The sequence below is a fragment of the Kitasatospora sp. NPDC058243 genome (genome assembly GCF_042882025.1).
Classification (GTDB): domain Bacteria; phylum Actinomycetota; class Actinomycetes; order Streptomycetales; family Streptomycetaceae; genus Kitasatospora.
This window is the reverse complement of sequence record NZ_JBHVWW010000085.1, coordinates 1-18,030: the sequence shown is the minus strand read 5'-3', so window position 1 is coordinate 18,030 and position 18,030 is coordinate 1. Positions and strand designations below refer to the sequence as shown.

15 protein-coding genes are annotated in these 18,030 nt (G+C 73.8%); 11 read left to right on the top strand and 4 right to left on the bottom strand.

Annotation, left to right across the window (positions count from 1 at the left end; all coding sequences use genetic code 11):
* Window positions 1–4: 4 nt before the first annotated feature.
* Window positions 5–982: an endonuclease/exonuclease/phosphatase family protein gene (locus tag ACFVX9_RS35670; RefSeq protein WP_063347910.1), complete on the bottom strand. Its 978-nt coding sequence runs from the start codon at window positions 980–982 to the stop codon at window positions 5–7.
* Between the two features lie 78 nt (window positions 983–1,060).
* Here ACFVX9_RS35670 and ACFVX9_RS35665 point away from each other — a divergent pair, with 78 nt between their 5' ends.
* The 6 genes from ACFVX9_RS35665 (at window position 1,061) to ACFVX9_RS35640 (ending at window position 9,080) form a co-directional block, all read left to right on the top strand.
* Complete coding sequence (locus tag ACFVX9_RS35665) at window positions 1,061–1,693, top strand: PadR family transcriptional regulator (RefSeq protein WP_387985956.1); 633 nt, start codon at window positions 1,061–1,063, stop codon at window positions 1,691–1,693.
* A gap of 136 nt (window positions 1,694–1,829) precedes the next feature.
* Entirely contained in the window at window positions 1,830–2,594 is a 765-nt protein-coding gene (locus ACFVX9_RS35660) for an ABC transporter ATP-binding protein (protein WP_063347908.1), read from the top strand.
* The gene (locus ACFVX9_RS35655) at window positions 2,591–5,470 is read left to right on the top strand and encodes an FtsX-like permease family protein (protein ID WP_380378178.1); all 2,880 of its coding nucleotides are present in this window, start codon (window positions 2,591–2,593) and stop codon (window positions 5,468–5,470) included. The genes ACFVX9_RS35660 and ACFVX9_RS35655 overlap by 4 nt, the downstream gene beginning before the upstream one ends.
* Before the next feature lie 145 nt (window positions 5,471–5,615).
* Entirely contained in the window at window positions 5,616–7,019 is a 1,404-nt protein-coding gene (locus tag ACFVX9_RS35650; protein ID WP_387985951.1) for a dipeptidase, read from the top strand.
* A gap of 69 nt (window positions 7,020–7,088) precedes the next feature.
* Window positions 7,089–8,030, top strand: a complete 942-nt coding sequence (gene nudC / locus ACFVX9_RS35645) for an NAD(+) diphosphatase (RefSeq protein ID WP_208869073.1) — start codon at window positions 7,089–7,091, stop codon at window positions 8,028–8,030.
* Between the two features lie 210 nt (window positions 8,031–8,240).
* Entirely contained in the window at window positions 8,241–9,080 is an 840-nt protein-coding gene (locus ACFVX9_RS35640) for a GntR family transcriptional regulator (RefSeq protein WP_363372614.1), read from the top strand.
* Window positions 9,081–9,210: 130 nt separating this feature from the next.
* On the opposite strand, the gene ACFVX9_RS35635 is transcribed toward ACFVX9_RS35640, so the two are convergent.
* Entirely contained in the window at window positions 9,211–9,468 is a 258-nt protein-coding gene (locus ACFVX9_RS35635) for a mycoredoxin (RefSeq protein ID WP_063347903.1), read from the bottom strand.
* A 200-nt stretch (window positions 9,469–9,668) separates the two neighbouring features.
* Between ACFVX9_RS35635 and ACFVX9_RS35630 the strand changes: the two genes are divergently transcribed.
* The 4 genes from ACFVX9_RS35630 to ACFVX9_RS35615 all read left to right on the top strand — a co-directional run bounded on the left by ACFVX9_RS35630 (window position 9,669) and on the right by ACFVX9_RS35615 (window position 13,575).
* Window positions 9,669–11,936, top strand: a complete 2,268-nt coding sequence (locus tag ACFVX9_RS35630) for an ATP-dependent DNA helicase UvrD2 (RefSeq protein WP_387985947.1) — start codon at window positions 9,669–9,671, stop codon at window positions 11,934–11,936.
* 249 nt (window positions 11,937–12,185) lie between these two features.
* Window positions 12,186–12,644 (top strand): hypothetical protein, encoded by a 459-nt coding sequence (locus ACFVX9_RS35625; RefSeq protein ID WP_387985944.1) that lies wholly within the window; start codon window positions 12,186–12,188, stop codon window positions 12,642–12,644.
* A 167-nt stretch (window positions 12,645–12,811) separates the two neighbouring features.
* Window positions 12,812–13,180, top strand: a complete 369-nt coding sequence (locus ACFVX9_RS35620) for a WhiB family transcriptional regulator (protein WP_371517211.1) — start codon at window positions 12,812–12,814, stop codon at window positions 13,178–13,180.
* Window positions 13,181–13,329: 149 nt separating this feature from the next.
* A complete protein-coding gene (locus ACFVX9_RS35615) occupies window positions 13,330–13,575 on the top strand; it encodes a hypothetical protein (protein WP_079136258.1) in 246 nt (81 codons plus the stop codon).
* Between the two features lie 119 nt (window positions 13,576–13,694).
* Here ACFVX9_RS35615 and ACFVX9_RS35610 read toward each other — a convergent pair whose 3' ends face one another.
* Both ACFVX9_RS35610 and ACFVX9_RS35605 read right to left on the bottom strand, forming a co-directional pair.
* Window positions 13,695–15,146, bottom strand: a complete 1,452-nt coding sequence (locus ACFVX9_RS35610) for an ABC1 kinase family protein (RefSeq protein ID WP_380378174.1) — start codon at window positions 15,144–15,146, stop codon at window positions 13,695–13,697.
* A 240-nt stretch (window positions 15,147–15,386) separates the two neighbouring features.
* On the bottom strand, window positions 15,387–16,109 hold the full coding sequence (locus ACFVX9_RS35605) for a TetR/AcrR family transcriptional regulator (protein ID WP_387985940.1): 723 nt from the start codon (window positions 16,107–16,109) through the stop codon (window positions 15,387–15,389).
* Between the two features lie 165 nt (window positions 16,110–16,274).
* On the opposite strand from ACFVX9_RS35605, the gene ACFVX9_RS35600 reads away from it, so the two are divergent.
* A complete protein-coding gene (locus tag ACFVX9_RS35600) occupies window positions 16,275–17,810 on the top strand; it encodes an MFS transporter (RefSeq protein ID WP_387985937.1) in 1,536 nt (511 codons plus the stop codon).
* Window positions 17,811–18,030 lie beyond the last annotated feature (220 nt).

The window sequence follows — 18,030 nt, the reverse complement described above, 5'->3', positions numbered from 1 at the left end:
GGATCTAGAGCGAGACCTCCACCAGCAGCGGCCGGTGGTCCGACACCGCCGCGCGCGGCGCCGCCGCCGGGCCGACCGCGGCGCGCGGCACGCCGACCGCCAGCACGTGGTCGAACTGCACCGCCGGGCGGTGCGAGGGGTACGTCGGGGTGCGGGCCAGGTCGTACCAGCCCTGCAGCCGGGGGCGGGGCTCGCGCACCCGGCGCCGGCGCGGCTCGGCCAGGGCCGGCCGGGCCCGCCGGGCCGCCCGCAGCTCCCGGACCCGGACCCGTGCCCGGGGCGCGGTGCGCTCCAGCGCGGTCGCCCCGCCGAGGACGGTGCGCGGCACCGCGCCGACCAGGTTGAAGTCGCCCAGCACCAGGTACGGCTGCGGCAGGTCCGCGATCCACCGCCGGATGCCGGCCAGCTGCGCCATGTTCCACCCGGGGACGAAGGACAGGTGCGCCGCCACCACGGTGAACGGGCCGTGGTCGCCCTCCAGCACGGCCGCCAGCGCCGCCCGCGGCTCGTCCGGCACCGGGGTGAGCCCGCGCCGGCCGGCCACCCGCAGCGGCAGCCCGAACGGAGCCGGGGCGAACCGGCGGGCCCGCCAGTGCCGCACCGGGAGCCGGGTCAGCAGCGCGGTGCCGTACGAGGGCGGGGCGCCGTCGCCGACGTCGCCGGGCCCGTACACCCGCAGGCCGCCGGGCACGGAGGGCTCCGGCACCCAGCCCGCGACCGGCGCCGGGCGCCCGTGCAGGGCGGCGGCGAACCGCCAGTCGGCGGCCCCCATGGCTTTGGCGGCCACCGCGGCCTGGTCGGTGCCGCCGGAGCGGGACTGGTGGCGGTCCACCTCCTGCAGGGCCAGTACGTCGGCGTCCAGCGCGGCCACCGCCTCCGCCAGCGGCCCGCCGGCGTCGGCGGGGTAGGGCCGCGGGGCGCCGTCCGGGGCGAGCGGCTGACCGTGCAGCAGGTTGAAGGTGGCGATGCGCAACTGGCTCACACCGCACGACGGTACCCGCTCGCCGGGGGAGGGGGCGCGGCTTGAGCCTGTAGGGCATACCGGGTATACATACTGAGTATGTCCATCCGACACGGTCTGCTCGCCCTGCTCGACCAGGGCCCGCGCTACGGCTACCAACTGCGCACCGAGTTCGAGGCGCGCACCGGCGCCACCTGGCCGCTCAACGTCGGGCAGGTCTACACCACGCTGTCCCGACTGGAGCGGGACGGCCTGGTCGAGCCCGCCGGAGAGGACGACGAGGGCCACCAGTTCTACGCCGTCACCGAGGAGGGGCGCACCGAGCTGCGGGCCTGGTTCGACACCCCGGTGCCCCGGACCAACCCCCCGCGCGACGAACTGGCCATCAAGCTCGCCATGGCCGTCACCGTCCCCGGGGTGGACGTCTCCGCCGTCGTCCAGGGCCAGCGCCGCCACAGCATCAAGGCACTCCAGGACTACACCCGACTCAAGGGCCGCGCGCTGGCCGGGGAGTCACGGCCCGGCATCGCGCCCTCCGCGAGCAACGACCTGGCCTGGCTGCTCGTCCTCGACCAGCTGATCTTCCAGACCGAGGCCGAGATCCGCTGGCTCGACCACTGCGAGACCCGGCTCCACCAGCACGCGGAGACCGAACAGGCCCGCGCCGCCGAAGCCGCCCGCGACGGCGGCGCCACGGCCGCCCGGCCCACCCGCCGCCGCTCGCGCACCTGACCGCGCGCACCCGACCGCGCCCGCCGTAGCCCACGTACCCGACCCCGCCCGCCGCTGACGCACCTGACCCCGGCGGCCACCCGAACCATCGGCCCGGACCCGACGCCGAGCCCACCACCAGCACAAGGGGGGAACCATGTCCCACACCGACCCGGCCCGGCAGACGCCGGTACTGCACCTGGAGAACGTCACCCGAGTCCACGGCCAAGGCGCCGCGGAGGTCCAAGCCCTGCGCGGCATCGACCTCAAGGTCCACCCCGGCGAGTTCGTCGCCGTCATGGGCCCGTCCGGCTCCGGCAAGTCGACGCTCCTCACCCTCGCCGGCGGACTGGACACCCCGACCACCGGCCAGGTCCTCGTCGAGGGCGTCGCCCTCGGCGGGCTCAACCGCAAGCGGCTCGCCCAGGTCCGCCGCCGCTCCATCGGCTACGTCTTCCAGGACTACAACCTGATACCGGCCCTCACCGCCGGCGAGAACATCTCGCTGCCGCGCGAACTCGACGGCCTCTCCGCCCGCGCCGCCCGCCGCGAGGCGCTCGCCGCCCTGGAGGAGCTCGGCATCCCCGAGCTCGCCGACCGCTTCCCCGACGACATGTCCGGCGGCCAGCAGCAGCGCGTCGCCATCGCCCGCGCCCTCATCGGCGAGCGCCGCCTCGTCCTCGCCGACGAGCCCACCGGCGCCCTCGACTCCACCACCGGCGAGGCCGTCCTCGCCGTCCTGCGCGCCCGCTGCGACGCCGGCGCCGCCGCCATGATGGTCACCCACGAGGCCCGGCATGCCGCCTGGGCCGACCGCGTGGTCTTCCTGCGCGACGGCCGCATGGTCGACGAGAGCGTCAGCCAGGACGCCGCCAGCCTGCTCGTCAGCGCCGCCACCAACAGCATGAAGGTGGACGAGTGAAGCTCAGCGCCTGGCGGGTCGCCCTGCGCATCGCCCGCCGCGACGCCCTGCGGGCCAAGGGCCGCAGCGCCCTGGTCATCGCCATGGTCGCGCTGCCCGTCCTCGGCGTCACCGGCGCCGACGTGGTCTTCCGCAGCGCCGACCTCGAACCCGCTGAACACGTCGTGCGCGTCATGGGCCAGGCCGCCGGCGAACTGCAGATGGTCGAACGCGGCTCCACCGTCCTCCAGGCGCCCGACCCCGACAAGGGAATGACCACCAAGAGCGCCAAGGACGAGGCGAAGAACGGCGCCGCCCCCCAGTACACCCCCGCCCAGCAGCGCAGCCTCGACACCGAGCCCGCCGAACTGGCGAAGCAGCTGCTCCCGCCCGGCGCCACCCTCGTACCCGAGCGGCAGGGCCCCTACATCGCCGCCGGCAGCTCCCAGGGCCTGCTCAGCACCGGGACCACCGAACTGGACCTCACCGACCCGGTCTGGAACGGCCGCGTCAACCTGGTCAAGGGCCGCGCCCCCGCCACCGACGGCGAAGCCGCCGTCACCCGGGACTTCCTCACCCGCTCCGGCCTCAAGATCGGCGACCGGACCGCCGTCCGCGGCCTGGAGGACAGCCCCTTCACCATCACCGGCGTCGTCGAGTACCCCGGTGAACTGACGGCCACCGAGATCATCGCCCGGCCCGGCACCCTGATCAGCAAGCTTGCCAAGCTCCCCGGCGCCGACCGCAGCCGCAACGCCGGCACCGACGCGCCCACCCGCTGGCTCGTCAAGCTCCCCGCCGGCGCCACCCTCGACTGGCCCAAGGTCACCGAACTGGGCGGCTACGGCTTCGCCCTCGCCTCCCGCGCCGTCCTGCTCGACCCGCCGGCCCGCGCCGATGTCCCCTACTACGTCGAGGCCGACAAGCGCGGCGGCCCCACCCCCGGCTACCTCGACCGCACCTCCGTCGTCATCCTCGCCACCGTCGTCGGCATGGCCCTGCTGGAGATCGTCCTCCTCGCGGGCCCCGCCTTCGCCGTCGGGGCCAGGCGCTCCCGGCGGCAGCTCGGCCTGCTCGCCGCCGGCGGCGGTGAGCGCGCCAACATCCGCGCCGTCGTCCTCGGCGGCGGCATCGTCCTCGGCGTCACCGGCGCCGTCGTCGGCCTCGGACTCGGCATCGGCCTGGTCGCCCTGCTGCGCACCCGGGCCGAGGAGTACGCCGGCCAGCGCTTCGGCCACTTCAACCTCCAGCCGCTCGACCTGCTCGGCGTGCTCCTGGTCGGCCTGGTCACCGGCCTGCTCGCCGCCGTCGTGCCCGCCGTCCAGGCCTCCCGCCAGGACGTCGTCGCCGCGCTCACCGGCCGCGACTCGCTCAAGCCCCCGAGCCGCAGGCTCGCCGTGGTCGGCCTGCTGATGCTCGGCGGCGGCTCCGCGCTCGCCCTGCTCGGCGCCACCAGCGGCTTCGCCAACCGCAGCCTGTCCGTCCTCGGCGGCTCGGCCGTCGCCGAACTCGGCATGGTCGCCCTGACGCCCTACCTGGTCGGCCTGTTCGGCCGGCTCGGCCGCTGGCTCTCGCTCGGCCCCCGGCTCGCCCTGCGCGACTCGGTGCGCCACCGCGGCCGCACCGCGCCCGCCGTCGCCGCCGTGATGGCCGCCGTCGCCGGCACCGTCGCGGTCAGCGTCTACCTCGCCAGCTACGACGAGGGGAACCGCCGCGAGTACACCGCCGCCGCCCCCTCCGGCGCCGTCCTGCTCGGCAGCGGCTGGCTGCCCGCCTCCGAGGGCAATCTGCTGCCGCAGATGCGCGACGCGGTGGAACGCAACATCCCCGCCCTCGGGCCGCGCGCCGACGTCCAGCGCGTCAACTACAAGGGCGACTGCGCCGACGGCGGCAGCAGCTGCGGCTACATCCAGGTCGCGCTGCCCGAGGAACTGCGCTGCCCCGTCCTCGACGACACCGAGCGGAGCACCAGCGAGACGGAGCGCATCCTCGGCACCGACCCGCGCTGCCAGGTCTCGGGCCACCGCGGCAACCAGTTCAGCAACCTCTCCGCGGGCGACGCCACCCTGCTGCACAACCTCTACGGCGTCACCGACCCGGCCGCCGGGCAGGCCCTCGCCGCCGGCAAGGCCGTGGTCTTCGACGCGCGCTACCTCAAGGACGGCAAGATCGCGGTCGAGTTGAACGATCCGATGGAGGAGACCGACGGGTCGTCCCACGGGCCGTCCCCCAGGAAGCGCGGCCACACCGAGATCTCCGTCGACGCCGTCCTCGCGTCCGCGGCGGTGCCGGCCAGCGGCCAGGCCGTGATCAGCCCCGACACCGCCACCCGGCTCGGCCTCACCACCGCCCCGGCCGGCTCGGTCTGGCTGCCCGACAGCTCCCCCTCCGACGGCTCCCAGCAGAAGGCCAACGGGGCGCTGGCCAAGCTCACCGACCAGGAGGTCCTCTCGATCGAGCGCGGCTACCAGTCCAGGGCCGACCTGATCGGCCTCGGGCTGTCGATCTTCGCCGGCATCGTCGCCCTCGGCGCGGCCGGCATCGCCACCGGACTCGCCGCCGCCGACTCCCAGCGCGACCTGACCACCCTCGCGGCGGTCGGCGCCGAGCCCCGGATCCGGCGCACGCTGTCCGGCTTCCAGTGCGGGGTGATCGCGGCCATGGGCACCCTGCTCGGCACCGTCTGCGGGATCGTGCCGGCGGTGGCCCTGCGCAAGGTCCAGGGTGCGGCGGCCACCGTCCCCGGGATGCCCGCCGAGATGATCGCCAACAAGTCGGTCGTGGTCCTCCCGTGGCTCACCATCGGGTTCACCGTGGTGGCGCTGCCGCTGCTCGCGGCGGGCCTGGCCGCGCTGCTCACCCGCTCGCGGATCTCGCTGCTGCGCCGCTCCGGCTGAGGTCCGTGCACCCTCCCGTCACCCCCGTCCGCGCCCCCTCCAATCCGGGGGCGCGGGCGGGGGTGACGGAGGTTACAGCCCCAACGGCGCCCGGCAGCCGGACGGCCGGGGCGGGCACCCGCACGGGCGAACTAAAGTCGTCGGTATGACGAGAACTCCGGACAGCGTCGTCCGCTCCTTCATCGACCAGCACCAGGCCGGCTTCCTCGCCGACCTCTCCGAGTGGCTGGCCATTCCCTCGGTCTCCGCCGACCCGGCCCGCGCCGGCGACGTGCGGCGCTCCGCCGAGTGGCTGGCCGCCAAGCTGCGCGACACCGGCTTCCCGGTGGCCGAGGTGTGGGAGACCGACGGCCTGCCGGCAGTGTTCGCCGAGTGGCCCTCCGGGGACTCGTCCGCGCCGACCGTCCTGGTCTACGGGCACCACGACGTGCAGCCCGCCGCGAAGGAGGACGGCTGGGAGACGGAGCCGTTCACCCCGACCGTGGTCGGCGGGCGGCTGTTCGCCCGCGGCGCGGCCGACGACAAGGGCCAGGTGTTCTTCCACGCCCTGGGCGTGCGCGCCCACCTGGCCGCGACCGGCCGCACCGCGCCGGCCGTCAACCTCAAGCTGCTGATCGAGGGCGAGGAGGAGTCCGGCTCGCCGCACTTCGCCGACCTGGTCCGGCGCGAGGCAGGGCGGCTGGCCGCCGACGTGGTGGTCATCTCGGACACCGGCATGTGGTCCGAGACCACGCCGACCGTGTGCACCGGCATGCGGGGCCTGGCCGACGCCCAGATCGACCTGTACGGCCCGGACACCGACATCCACTCCGGCTCCTTCGGCGGCGCCGTCCCCAACCCGGCGCAGGTCGCCGCCGAGCTGGCGGCCGGCCTGCACGACGCCGACCGCCGGGTGGACATCCCGGGCTTCTACGACGGCGTGATCGAGCTGACCGACCGCGAGCGCGAGCTGTTCGCCGAACTGCCCTTCGACGAGGCGCAGTGGCTCAGGGTCGCCAAGTCGTACGGCACCCGGGGCGAGGCCGGCTACTCCACCCTGGAGCGGGTCTGGGCCCGCCCGACCGCCGAGGTCAACGGCGTCTGGGGCGGCTACACCGGCCCCGGCGGCAAGACCATCGTGCCGTCCTCGGCGCACCTCAAGCTGTCCTTCCGGCTGGTCGCCGGGCAGGAGGTGGAGAAGGTGCGCGAGGCCGTCCGGGAGTGGGTGGCCGCGAGGGTGCCCGAGGGCGTCCGCCACGAGCTGACCTTCCCGGGCGCGACCCGGCCCTGCCTGACCCCGCTGGACCACCCGGCGCTGCAGTCCACCGTCCGCGCCATGGGCCGGGCCTTCGGGCAGAAGATCCTCTTCACTCGCGAGGGCGGCTCCGGCCCGGCCGCCGACCTCCAGGACGTGCTCGGCGCGCCGGTGCTGTTCCTCGGCATCTCGGTGCCCTCGGACGGCTGGCACTCGGTCAACGAGAAGGTCGAACTGGACCTGCTGGCCAAGGGCGTGGAGACGGCCGCGTACCTGTGGGGGGACCTGGCCGAGAACTTCCGGCCCGGCGCGTGATCCCGCGCGGGCACACCATGGCAGTCAGATCACTCATCCGGATGATTCATCACGTGGGGATGGAACGAAGTGAGCACCGTGCCTGAGACCGAACGCCCACTGAACCTGGCACTGGCCCGGGCCGGGGTGGACCGGGCGGCCGAGCACCGGCTCGACGAGCCCTGGCTGGCCGCGGCCTGGAGCCACCCGGCCACCCGGGTGCTGCCGATCGCCGGCGGCGAGGCGTTCGTCGTCGACACCGCGCAGGGCACCGAACTCGTGCTGATGCCCTCCTTCGAGGCGCCGCAGACCGGGGACCGGTACTTCCTCGGCACCGACGAGGACGGCGTCTCGTACTTCGCGCTGGCCGGGGAGAGCCTGCCCGGGCGGCTGGACGGCGACGCCCGCCCGGCCGGGCTGCGCGAGGTCGGCGCGCTGCTGTCGGACCGGGACGCCGGACTGCTGGTGCACGCCGTCGCGCTGGAGCACTGGCACCGGCTGCACAGCTTCTGCTCGCGCTGCGGGCACCCGACCGAGAAGGCCGGCGCCGGGCACGTGCGGCGCTGCACCTCCTGCGCGGCCGAGCACTACCCGCGCACCGACCCGGCGGTGATCATGGTGATCACCGACGAGCAGGACCGCTGCCTGCTCGGCCGCCAGGCGCTGTGGCCGGAGGGCCGCTGGTCCACCCTGGCCGGCTTCGTCGAGCCGGGGGAGTCGATCGAGCAGGCGGTGGTGCGCGAGGTGCACGAGGAGGCCGGCGTGCGGGTCGGCGAGGTGCGCTACGTCGCCAGCCAGCCCTGGCCCTTCCCGTCGAGCCTGATGCTCGGCTTCACGGGCCGGGCGCTGCCGGGCGGCACGGCGATCACCGTGGACGGCGAGGAGCTGGCCGAGGCGCGCTGGTTCTCCCGTGACGAGCTGCGGGCCGGGATGGAGGCGGGGGAGATCCTGCCGCCCTCCGGGATCTCGATCGCACGCCACCTGGTCGAGCTCTGGTACGGCGGACCGCTGCCGTCGGCGGCGCGCTGGTAATCCCCGACGAATGGGGGGCGTGCGGGTTATCCCACGCGCCCCCGTTTTTCTTTTCCCTTCCTTCCCGAATCCGACACGATCAGATGTTCGTGGCCGGACGGGCCAGTTCTGCTACCGCCACCCGCCACCCCGCGGCCGTCGTCAACCCGCGCGGACGACATTGCCGGAAACGGCTGAAACCCCGCCATCGCGCTCGCTACATTCACTCGGGTGACAATCCCCCGGGGCACCGCCCAATCCCCCAAATACCAGCGTCTCGCCGCCGACCTGCGCCGCCGGATCGCCGAGGGCGAGTTCACCGCCGACGCCGCACTCCCGGTCGAGAGCGAACTGGAACGCCAGTACGGAGTCGCCCGCAACACCGTCCGGCTCGCCGTCGACGTCCTGGTCAACGAAGGCCGCCTGGTCCGCCTCCAGGGCAAGGGCACCTACCTGCGGGAACACCCCGTCCTGGACCACCGCGCCTACGGCCCCACCCTGGCCCCCGCCCCCCGGGACTGCCTGGCCGTGCCCTCCGCCGTCTACCTCGGCGAGGCCGCCGAAGCCGGCCGCGAACTCACCACCGACTTCGAGATGATGATCGTCCGGGCCCGGGTCGACATCGCCGAACGGCTCGGACTGCGCCCCGGCGAGGCCATCGTGGTCCGCCGCCAACTGCGCCTGCTCGACCGCGAGCCGTACTCCATCGAGGAGAGCCACTACCGGGCCGGACTCGCCGCCGGCACCCCGCTGATGGAACCCGACCCGGTCGAGGGCGGCGACGAGGCCGTCCTCAACGAACTCGGCCGCACCGAGATCGGCGCCGTCGACCACCTGGTCGCCCGGATGCCCGGCCCCGAGGAGGCCCAGTGGTTCCAGGGCGGCCCCGGCGTGCCGCTGATGGTCCAGACCCGCGTCACCTACGACCGGCGCGGGCCCGTCCGGGTCATCGAGACCCGCTACTCGGCCGACCGCAGCCGGCTCGTCTACGGCATCGGCGACCTCGGCGCGCGCGCCACCCTGCCCGCGCCCGCCGCACCCGTCGACCCCGCCAGGGCCGACGCGCAGTGACGCGCGCCGGCCCGGACCCCGGGCCGGGCCGGCCCCGCTCAGGCCGTTCAAGCCCGCTCAGGCCGTTCAAGCCCGCGCGGGCCGCTCGGACCGTTCAGGCCGTTCGGACCATGCGGGCCGCTCGGACCACTCAGACCCCGAGGGCCTTCTTCACCTGCAGCAGGCTCGGGTTGGTCATCACGACCCGCTCGCCGCCGGCGTTCGGCGTCACCAGCACCGTCGGCACGGTCTGGTTGCCGCCGTTGACCGACTCGACGAACGACGCCGACGCCGGGTCCTCCTCGATGTTGACCTCCGTGTAGCCGATCCCCTCCCGGTCCATCTGGCTCTTGAGTCGGTTGCAGTACCCGCACCAGGTCGTGCTGTACATCGTCACGCTGCCGGACATCGAGGAGGCTCCTTCAGGAAGAGGGCGTACGGTCTCAGGGCAGGAACGCCCACCGCGCGACGGTCATTCCGCACGGCCACGCTCCGTCGCACCACGACGGCGCCCGAACGGCCCCGCGCGCCCCGGTGCGCAGCGATCATCCTGCGATCACACCGTGCCTGTGGACAACCCCGCCCCCGTTGTCCCAGCGGGCTGAGAGGATGGAAAGCATGCAGGAAGACCTCTTGAGCGGCAGCCCGTCCGACGGCCCCCACGGCTCCCTCTGGGCCGACCCCACCGCCGCCACGGGCCCCGACGCCGTGCTCGCCGGGCTCGACCCCGAACAGCGCGCCGTCGCCACCGCCCTGCACGGGCCCGTCTGCGTCCTCGCCGGCGCCGGCACCGGCAAGACCCGCGCCATCACCCACCGGATCGCCTACGGCGTGCGCAGCGGCGTGTACCAGCCCCAGCAGGTCCTCGCTGTCACCTTCACCGCCCGCGCCGCCGGCGAGATGCGCGGCCGACTGCGCCAACTCGGCGCCGACGGCGTCCAGGCCCGCACCTTCCACGCCGCCGCCCTGCGCCAGCTCCAGTACTTCTGGCCGCGCGCCGTCGGCGGCCCCGTGCCCCAGCTGCTCGAACGCAAGGTCCAGCTCGTCGCCGAATCCGCCGGCCGCTGCGGCCTGCGCGTCCAGCGCACCGAACTGCGCGACCTCACCGCCGAGATCGAATGGGCCAAGGTCACCCAGCTCGGCCCCGACGACTACCCCGCCGCCGTCCAGAAGTCCGGCCGCGAAGCCCCCCGCGACCCGGCCGAGACCGCCCAGGTCTACCGCGTCTACGAGGAGACCAAGAGCCGCCGCGGCGTCATCGACTTCGAGGACGTCCTGCTGCTCACCGCCGCCATCCTGGAGGACCGCCCCGACATCGCGGACCAGGTCCGCTCCCAGTACCGGCACTTCACCGTCGACGAGTACCAGGACGTCTCGCCGCTCCAGCAGCGGCTGCTCGACCAGTGGACCGGCCCCGGCGGCGGCGCCAGCCTCTGCGTCGTCGGCGACGCCAGCCAGACCATCTACTCCTTCACCGGCGCCACCCCCGACTACCTGCTCAACTTCCGCACCCACCACCCCGAGGCCACGGTCGTCAAGCTGGTCCGCGACTACCGCTCCACCCCGCAGGTCGTCCACCTCGCCAACGGACTGCTCAGCCAGGCCCGTGGCGAGGCCGCCCGCCACCGCCTCGAACTCGTCTCCCAGCGCGAGGCCGGCCCCGAACCCGTCTACACCGAGTACGAGGACGAGCCCACCGAGGCCGAGACCACCGCCCGCCGGATCAAGGACCTGCTCGCCACCGGCGTGCGCGCCAGCGAGGTCGCCGTCCTGTTCCGCACCAACGGCCAGTCCGAGGTCTACGAGCAGGCCCTCGCCGACCTCGGCGTCCCCTACCAGCTCAAGGGCGCCGAGCGGTTCTTCGAACGCCCCGAGGTCCGCGACGCCGGCGTCCTGCTGCGCGGCGCCGCCCGGGCCGGCGCCGACCCGCTCACCGCCGACGCCCCCGACCTCGCCGGCCAGGTCCGCGCCGTCCTCGCCGCCCGCGGCTTCACCGCCGAACCGCCCGCCGGCTCCGGCGCCGTCCGCGACCGCTGGGAGTCCCTCGCCGCCCTCGTCCGGCTCGCCGAGGAGTTCGAGCGCACCCGCACCGCCGCCGGCCACGGCGCCGACCTCGCCGCCTACGTCGCCGAACTCGACGCCCGCGCCGCCGCCCAGCACGCCCCCGCCGTCGAAGGCGTCACCCTCGCCTCGCTGCACGCCGCCAAGGGCCTCGAATGGGACGCCGTCTTCCTCGTCGGCCTCACCGAGGGCACCCTGCCGATCATCTACGCCAAGACCGACGAGCAGATCGAGGAGGAGCGCCGACTCCTCTACGTCGGCGTCACCCGCGCCCGCAGGCACCTCTCCCTCTCCTGGGCGCTCAGCCGCTCCCCGGGCGGCCGGGCCAGCCGCAAGCCCAGCCGCTTCCTGGACGGGCTGCGTCCCGGCTCCAGCGCCCCCGGCGCACGCACCGGCGGGCGGGGCGGGCGCGGGGGCGTGGAGCCCGGCGAGCGCTCCGCCGGACGGCGGGTCCGCGGCCCGGTCAAGTGCCGGGTCTGCGAGAAGGTGCTCACCGAGGCGGTCGAGCGCAAGCTGCGCCGCTGCGAGAGCTGCCCGTCCACGATGGACGAGGCGCTGTACGAGCGGCTGCGCGAGTGGCGGGCCCGGCAGGCCAAGAAGCAGGGGGCGCCGGCCTACGTGGTGTTCACCGACGCCACGCTCATGGCCATCGCCGAGGACGTGCCGGCCAGCCGCCAGGAGCTGGCCGTGATCTCCGGGGTCGGCGCGATGAAGCTGGACAAGTACGGGGCGGCCGTGCTCTCGTTGTGTGCGGGGGAGGAGCCCGAGGAGGATCCGGACGGCGTCGAGGACGGCGAGCCGGTCGATCCGGCGTGAGCCGGTCCGGGCGCGGTCCAGGGGAGTCTCCCGGGGGCCGCTCGGGGGACATCCGAACCCGCCGTGAAAAATAGTTTGCGCGGCATACCGGGAGCGCAATAGCCTGCCGGAGCGGTCAAGGGGACGAGATCGCACGGGGTGACACCTGTGCCGAATCCCCTGCACCCAACAGCTTCACCGAGACAGACATCCGAACATTCGGAGCCGGGGCGACCTGGCTCCGCGAGACGCCGAGAGGAGGCGATGACAGTGGGAAACATCATGATCACCAAAATGACTGGCCAGACCGTTGTTGCTGCCTCCCTGCGTGCCGCCCGTCTGCGGGCGCTCGCCGAGCTCGGTGGAACCGGTCTGGGTCTCGACACCACCGGTGTCTCCGTCGTCCCCGTTGTCAGTGGCCTTGGACACACTGATGTCTGCGCCGCGGGCGGCAGGAACGTCGAAGGCACCTCCGTCGAGGCCGGTCTGTCCGGCGACTGGGCGTCGTTCGGCACGTCGCGCTCCCTGCGTGATGAGCGACCGACCCAGGCACCGAAGGCAGTCGTAGCAGCCGCCATGCATGGCGACTATGCGCAGGTCGTCGGTGCCGGAAACGCCCAGAAGCAGAACGAGCAGCAGATTAACCAGGCCATGGCCGCCTTTGCGGGCGCCACGGCCATCCGGATGCGGGCCTTCCGCGGGCCTGAACCCTGGAGAGAACGAACCTGAGTAAGCCTCAGGTCGGCACCTCCAGGGCCGCGGAACCCGTCACACCGGGATCCGCGGCCCTTCTGTTTTGTCCGGTACGCAAGACCACCCAGGCCCCCCGGGGCCTCCGGCCCAGACCCACCAGCCATCTGGGCCGGAACCACTGAGAAGACGAGGAAGACGCCACAGTGTCCACGGTCATCACGCCGCCCATCCCGTCCGTACCGCCGACAAGCCAGATCACCAAGGCCGACCAGGCCGACCCCCCGGAGGTTCTTTCCATGCAGATCAGCTCCATCGAGCAGGCCGAGGCGCTCGGGCTCCCCATCCCCTGCCGCGCCTTCGACCCCGAGGTCTTCTTCGCCGAGACGCCCGCCGACGTCGAGTACGCGAAGTCCCTCTGCGGCACCTGCCCGGTCAAGGACGCCTGTCTGACCGGTGCGCTGGAGCGGCGCGAGCCGTGGGGCGTCTGGGGTGGCGAGCTCTTCGTCCAGGGTGTCGTCGTGGCCCGCAAGCGGCCGCGTGGCCGTCCGCGCAAGACCGAGGTCATGGCGTGAACCCCGCCCACGGCGCCAGGGCCGTCCGCCGGGGAGAGCAGCCCCTGCTGGACAGCTCCCTCCGCCGTTCCGTCCGGATCGCCGCCGCCAAGGCCGACGCAGCCCGGCCAGCCCCCTTCCCGAGCACGCACCACGAGCAGGACCACCACATGACCGCCGCCGCCATCGATCCGACCGTCCGCGCTGAGCAGACCACCGAACTTCAGATCCAGAACAGGACCCTCGAAATGCAACTCCTCCACGAATCCCTGGCCCGGGCCCATATGCAAGAGCGCCTGCACGAGGCCGAGCACCAACGCCTCGTCACCCGGGTCGCCCGGGCCCGCCGGCTCAAGCAGCGGGCCGAGCGCGCCTCGCTGCGGGCCCGCAAGGCGATCGCCGTCGCCCTGATGTAGCCGCGGCTGTCGTCGCGGCTTTCGTCGCGGCGCGGGGCCTCCCCGCGTTCCACCCCCGTCGTGCCGCAGGCCGCCCCCCGTCACGGGGAGCGGCCTGCGGTTCGTCGGGGGCGTTGTGGTCAGCTCTTGCGGGTGCGGTTGGCGGGCTCGCCGCCTGCCGGCTTGCGACCGGCCGGCTTCGCCGTCCCCGCCGGTCTCGCCGTCCCCACTGGGTCGGCCGGCTTCGCCGTCCCCGCCGGCTCCCGACCGGCGAACTGGGGCAGCCACGCCAGCATCTCCGCCCGGAACGGCGCCTGGGCGCCCAACTGGCAGAGCACCCCGATGGTGCTCAGCGTCACCCGATGGATCAGCAGGTACGCGGGCGGCAGGTTCAGTTGCTTGCCCAGGTTGTAGGCGGGCGAGCGCGGATCGGCGATCCGGGCCGCCTGCGCGCGCATCCAGGCCCGGGTGAAGTGGAAGCTGTCCACGGCGGCCGGCTCGATGATCGGCCGCAGGTAGTCCAGCACCGCGTCCGGGTCCAGCTCGATCGAGGGCTTGACGAAGCCCTCCTCGCGCAGCATCTTCAGCACGCCCGCCGCGTCGCCGTCCAGGGCCATCCGCAGCGACGCCCCGATCGGCGCGGGCAGCCCGCCCGGCAGCCGGTCCACCGTGCCGAAGTCCAGCACCCCCAGCCGCCAGCCCGACGCCGGGCCGTCGTCCTTCAGCAGCCGGAAGTTGCCCGGGTGCGGGTCCGCGTGCAGCAGGCCGGTCCGGGACGGGCCCGCGAACAGGAACCGGGCCAGCAACTGCCCGGCACGGTCTCGCTCCTCCTGGGTGCCGCCCGTGATCACCTCGGCCAGCGGGGTGCCGTCCATCCACTCGGTGACCAGCACCTGGTCGGCCTGCGCCACCACGCCGGGCACCACGATGTCCGGGTCGCCGGCGAACTCCTCGGCGTGGCGGCGCTGGGCCTGCGCCTCCAGCTCGTAGTCCAGTTCCTCCGACACCCGTTCGCGCAGCTCGGCGATCAGCGGCTTGATGTCCAGCCCCGGGATCAGCGGGCCCAACAGCCAGGCCACCCGGCTCAGTTGCGTCAGGTCGGCGAGCAGCGCGTCGCCCGCGCCCGGGTACTGCACCTTGACCGCGACCCGGCGCCCGTCGTGCCAGACGGCCCGGTGCACCTGCCCGATCGAGGCGGCCGCGGCCGGCCGGTCGTCGAACTCCCGGAACAGCTCGCGCCAGCCGTCCCCGAGCCGCTGGGCGAGCGCGGTGTGCACCTTGGCGGCGGGCATCGGGGGAGCGGCGTCCTGCAGCTTGGTGAGCGCGGCCCGGTACGGCCCGGCGACCTCCTCGGGCAGCGCGGCCTCGAAGACGGACAGCACCTGCCCGAACTTCATGGCCCCGCCCTTGAGTTCACCCAGGACCTTGAACAGCTGGTCGGCGGTGGCCTGCTGGAGCTCGGCCGTCACCACCTCGGCGGAGCGCCCGCCGATGCGCTTGCCCAGACCGAGTGTGGCGCGTCCGGCTATCCCCAGCGGCAGGGCGGCGAGCCGTGCCGTGCGGGTCACTGCCTTGCGCGGAAGATCGCTCACCCGGGCCTCCATTCCCTGGCCCCCCGACACCGGACGGCCCACCATCACTAGGCCATTGTGCCCGCTCCCCACCCCGCGACCGCCGGTATTTCGCCAGGCGGGGAGGGGGCGCCCGTACGTGGGCCGCGACCGCTGTCCCTTTGCGGGGGAGTTGGACGGCTTGGTCCGGTCGGCCCGGCGTGGTGGGCGGGCGGTGGCTGCGCGCCGAGTGGAGTGCCCGCGGGTCGTCCGGCCGGCGGGTCAGCGGGGCAGACGGAGGGCCAGGCCGTCCAGGACCACGGCGAGGCCGTAGGCGAACTTGGCGTCGCGCGTGGCGGCCGGGTCCGGGTCCGCGGAAGCGGCCGAGTAGGCGGCGGCGAGGTGGGCGAAGCCCGCGGTGGCCTCCCGGGCGGCGGGCATCAGCCGGGCGACGAACGCGGCCTCGCTCTCACCGGCCCGGGCGACGGTGGTGAGCCAGGCCGCCTCCGTGGTGCTCATGCCGACGACGTAGGAGATGACCGTGTCGATCGCCCGGACCGGCTCGGGGAAGCCGGCCGAGGTGAAGAAGGCGGTCAGCCGCTCGCCGTAGGACAGCAGGTTGGGGCCGAGGTGGGCGAGGCCGGCCTGGCCGAGGACGGACGACAGCCAGGGGTGGCGCAGGGCCGTCGTCCGGAAGGCGCCGGCGGCCTCGGTGGCGGCGGCGCGCCAGTCGGGGCTGTCGGCGGGTGGGAGGGTGATCTCGCCGAAGACCTCGTCCACCGCGAGCTCCATCAGCTCGTCCTTGGTCGCCACGTGCCGGTACAGGGAGGTGGCGCCCGCGTTCAGCCGGGTGGCGAGCTTGCGCATGCTCAGGGCCTCGATGCCCTCGGCGTCCAGCATGGTGATCGCCTCGCGGACGATCGCGGCCCGGCTGAGTGCGGGCTGGTCGGGCTCGCGCTGCCGACGGGCCCATACGGACGGGATCGGGTTCGTTTCGGCGGCCATGGCGGCTCCCCTTCCCTCTGCTCCTGCTCCGCTGCGTACACCGTTCGCATTGAGCGTACAGGATTCGGATATTGCGCACGCTGTTCCGACATGCGTACAGTGTGCGCAACGAAGGAACGGGGTGCGCACCGGGGGAACGGTGTGCGCAGAATGGAGGGGTGGCTGATGACAGCGCTCAACGCGACCGAGGGCCGCAATCCGCACCGCTGGTGGATCCTGATCGTGCTGTGCCTGAGCTCGCTCGTCCTGGTGGTCGACAGCATGGCGCTCACGGTCGCCGTGCCCTCGATGACGGCGGACCTCGGCGCCAGCGCCCAGGACACCCAGTGGATCCTCGACTCCTACGTCCTGGTCTTCGCCGGGCTGCTGCTCACCGCCGGCAGCCTCGGGGACCGCTTCGGCCGCCGGAAGATCATGATCATCGGGCTGCTGCTCTTCGGGGCGGCCTCCCTCGCGGCCACCTTCTGCACCAACCCCGGCGAGGTGATCGCGGCCCGGGTCGCCATGGGCGTCGGCGGATCGCTGATCATGCCCTCGACGCTGTCGATCCTCATCACCGTCTTCGACGAGGACGAGCGCAACAAGGCGATGGCCGCCTGGAGCTCGGTGGCGATGCTGGGGCTGGTCGGCAGCCCGGTCCTCGGCGGCGTGCTGATCAACCACTTCTCCTGGCACTCGATCTTCTTCATCAACGTCCCGGTCGTCGCCCTGGCGATCCTGGCCGGCCTGCTGCTGATGCCGGAGTCCAAGGGCCCGTGGCAGAAGCCCGACCCGCTCGGCGCGGTGCTCTCCGCGGCCGGCATGACCGCCCTGGTCTGGTGGATCATCGAGATCCCTCAGTACGGCGCCTTCGGCGGCCAGTCCCTGGTCACCCTGGCCATCGCGGTGCTCGCGCTCGGCGGGTTCGTGGCGTGGGAGAACATCACCTCCGCGCCCATGGTTCCGCTGGCGCTCTTCAAACACCGCAACTTCAGCGGGGGCTCGCTGTCGCTGACCCTGGTGCAGATCGGCAACGGCGGCCTGCTGCTCGTGCTCACCCAGTACCTGCAGTTCGTGCTCGGCTACTCGCCGGTCAAGGCGGGCCTCGCGTTCGTGCCGCTGGCCATCGCCGCCCTGATCGGCAACGGGGTCGGCGCCAAGTTCGCCGCCACGATCGGCAACCGCCTGCTCATCCTCACCGGGATGCTCGTCATGGCCGCCTCCTTCGCCCTGCTGACCACCGTCACCGCCGGCACCGGCTTCACCGTCCCGGCGGTCGCCCTCGGGCTGCTCGGCCTCGGCGCGGGCCTGGCGATGCCGGCGGCGGTGGGCTCGCTGATGGGCACCATCCCGCCGGAGCAGGCGGGCGTCGGCTCGGCGCTGAACGACACCATCCAGCAGGCCGGTACCGCGCTCGGCATCGCCATCCTGGGCTCGCTGCTGTCGAGCGGTTTCGCCGCCGAGATGCCCGCCGGGATGCCGGAGGAGGCGAAGCACTCCGTCGGCGGGGCGCTGGCACTGGCCAACGGGGACGCCGGGCTCGTCCGGACCGCCCGGGAGGCCTTCACCTCGGCGATGTCGACGACCTTCACGATCAGCGCGATCGGGGTGCTGGCGGCGGCGGTGGTGGCCACGCTGGTGATGCGCGACCGGAAGGCCGGGACGGCGGCGGGGGAGCCGGTGGCCGGGGCGTCGGTGGAGGACACCGGGATCGCCGCCTGACTCCGCTGGACCTGGCTGGTCCACCTTGCCGCGAAGGCCGGTGCCCCTGGGGGCACCGGCCTTCGGCGCGGTGGGGTGGGGCGGTGGTGCGCAGGAAGTCGGGCGGGCCGACTTCCTGCGCGTGGTCCTTTGCCTGATCTCTGGGGCCCCCTCCCCCCCCGCCCCCACCCTCCCCGCCTCCCGCCCACCACCTCCCGCTGGCAACAGCGGATCCCCGCCT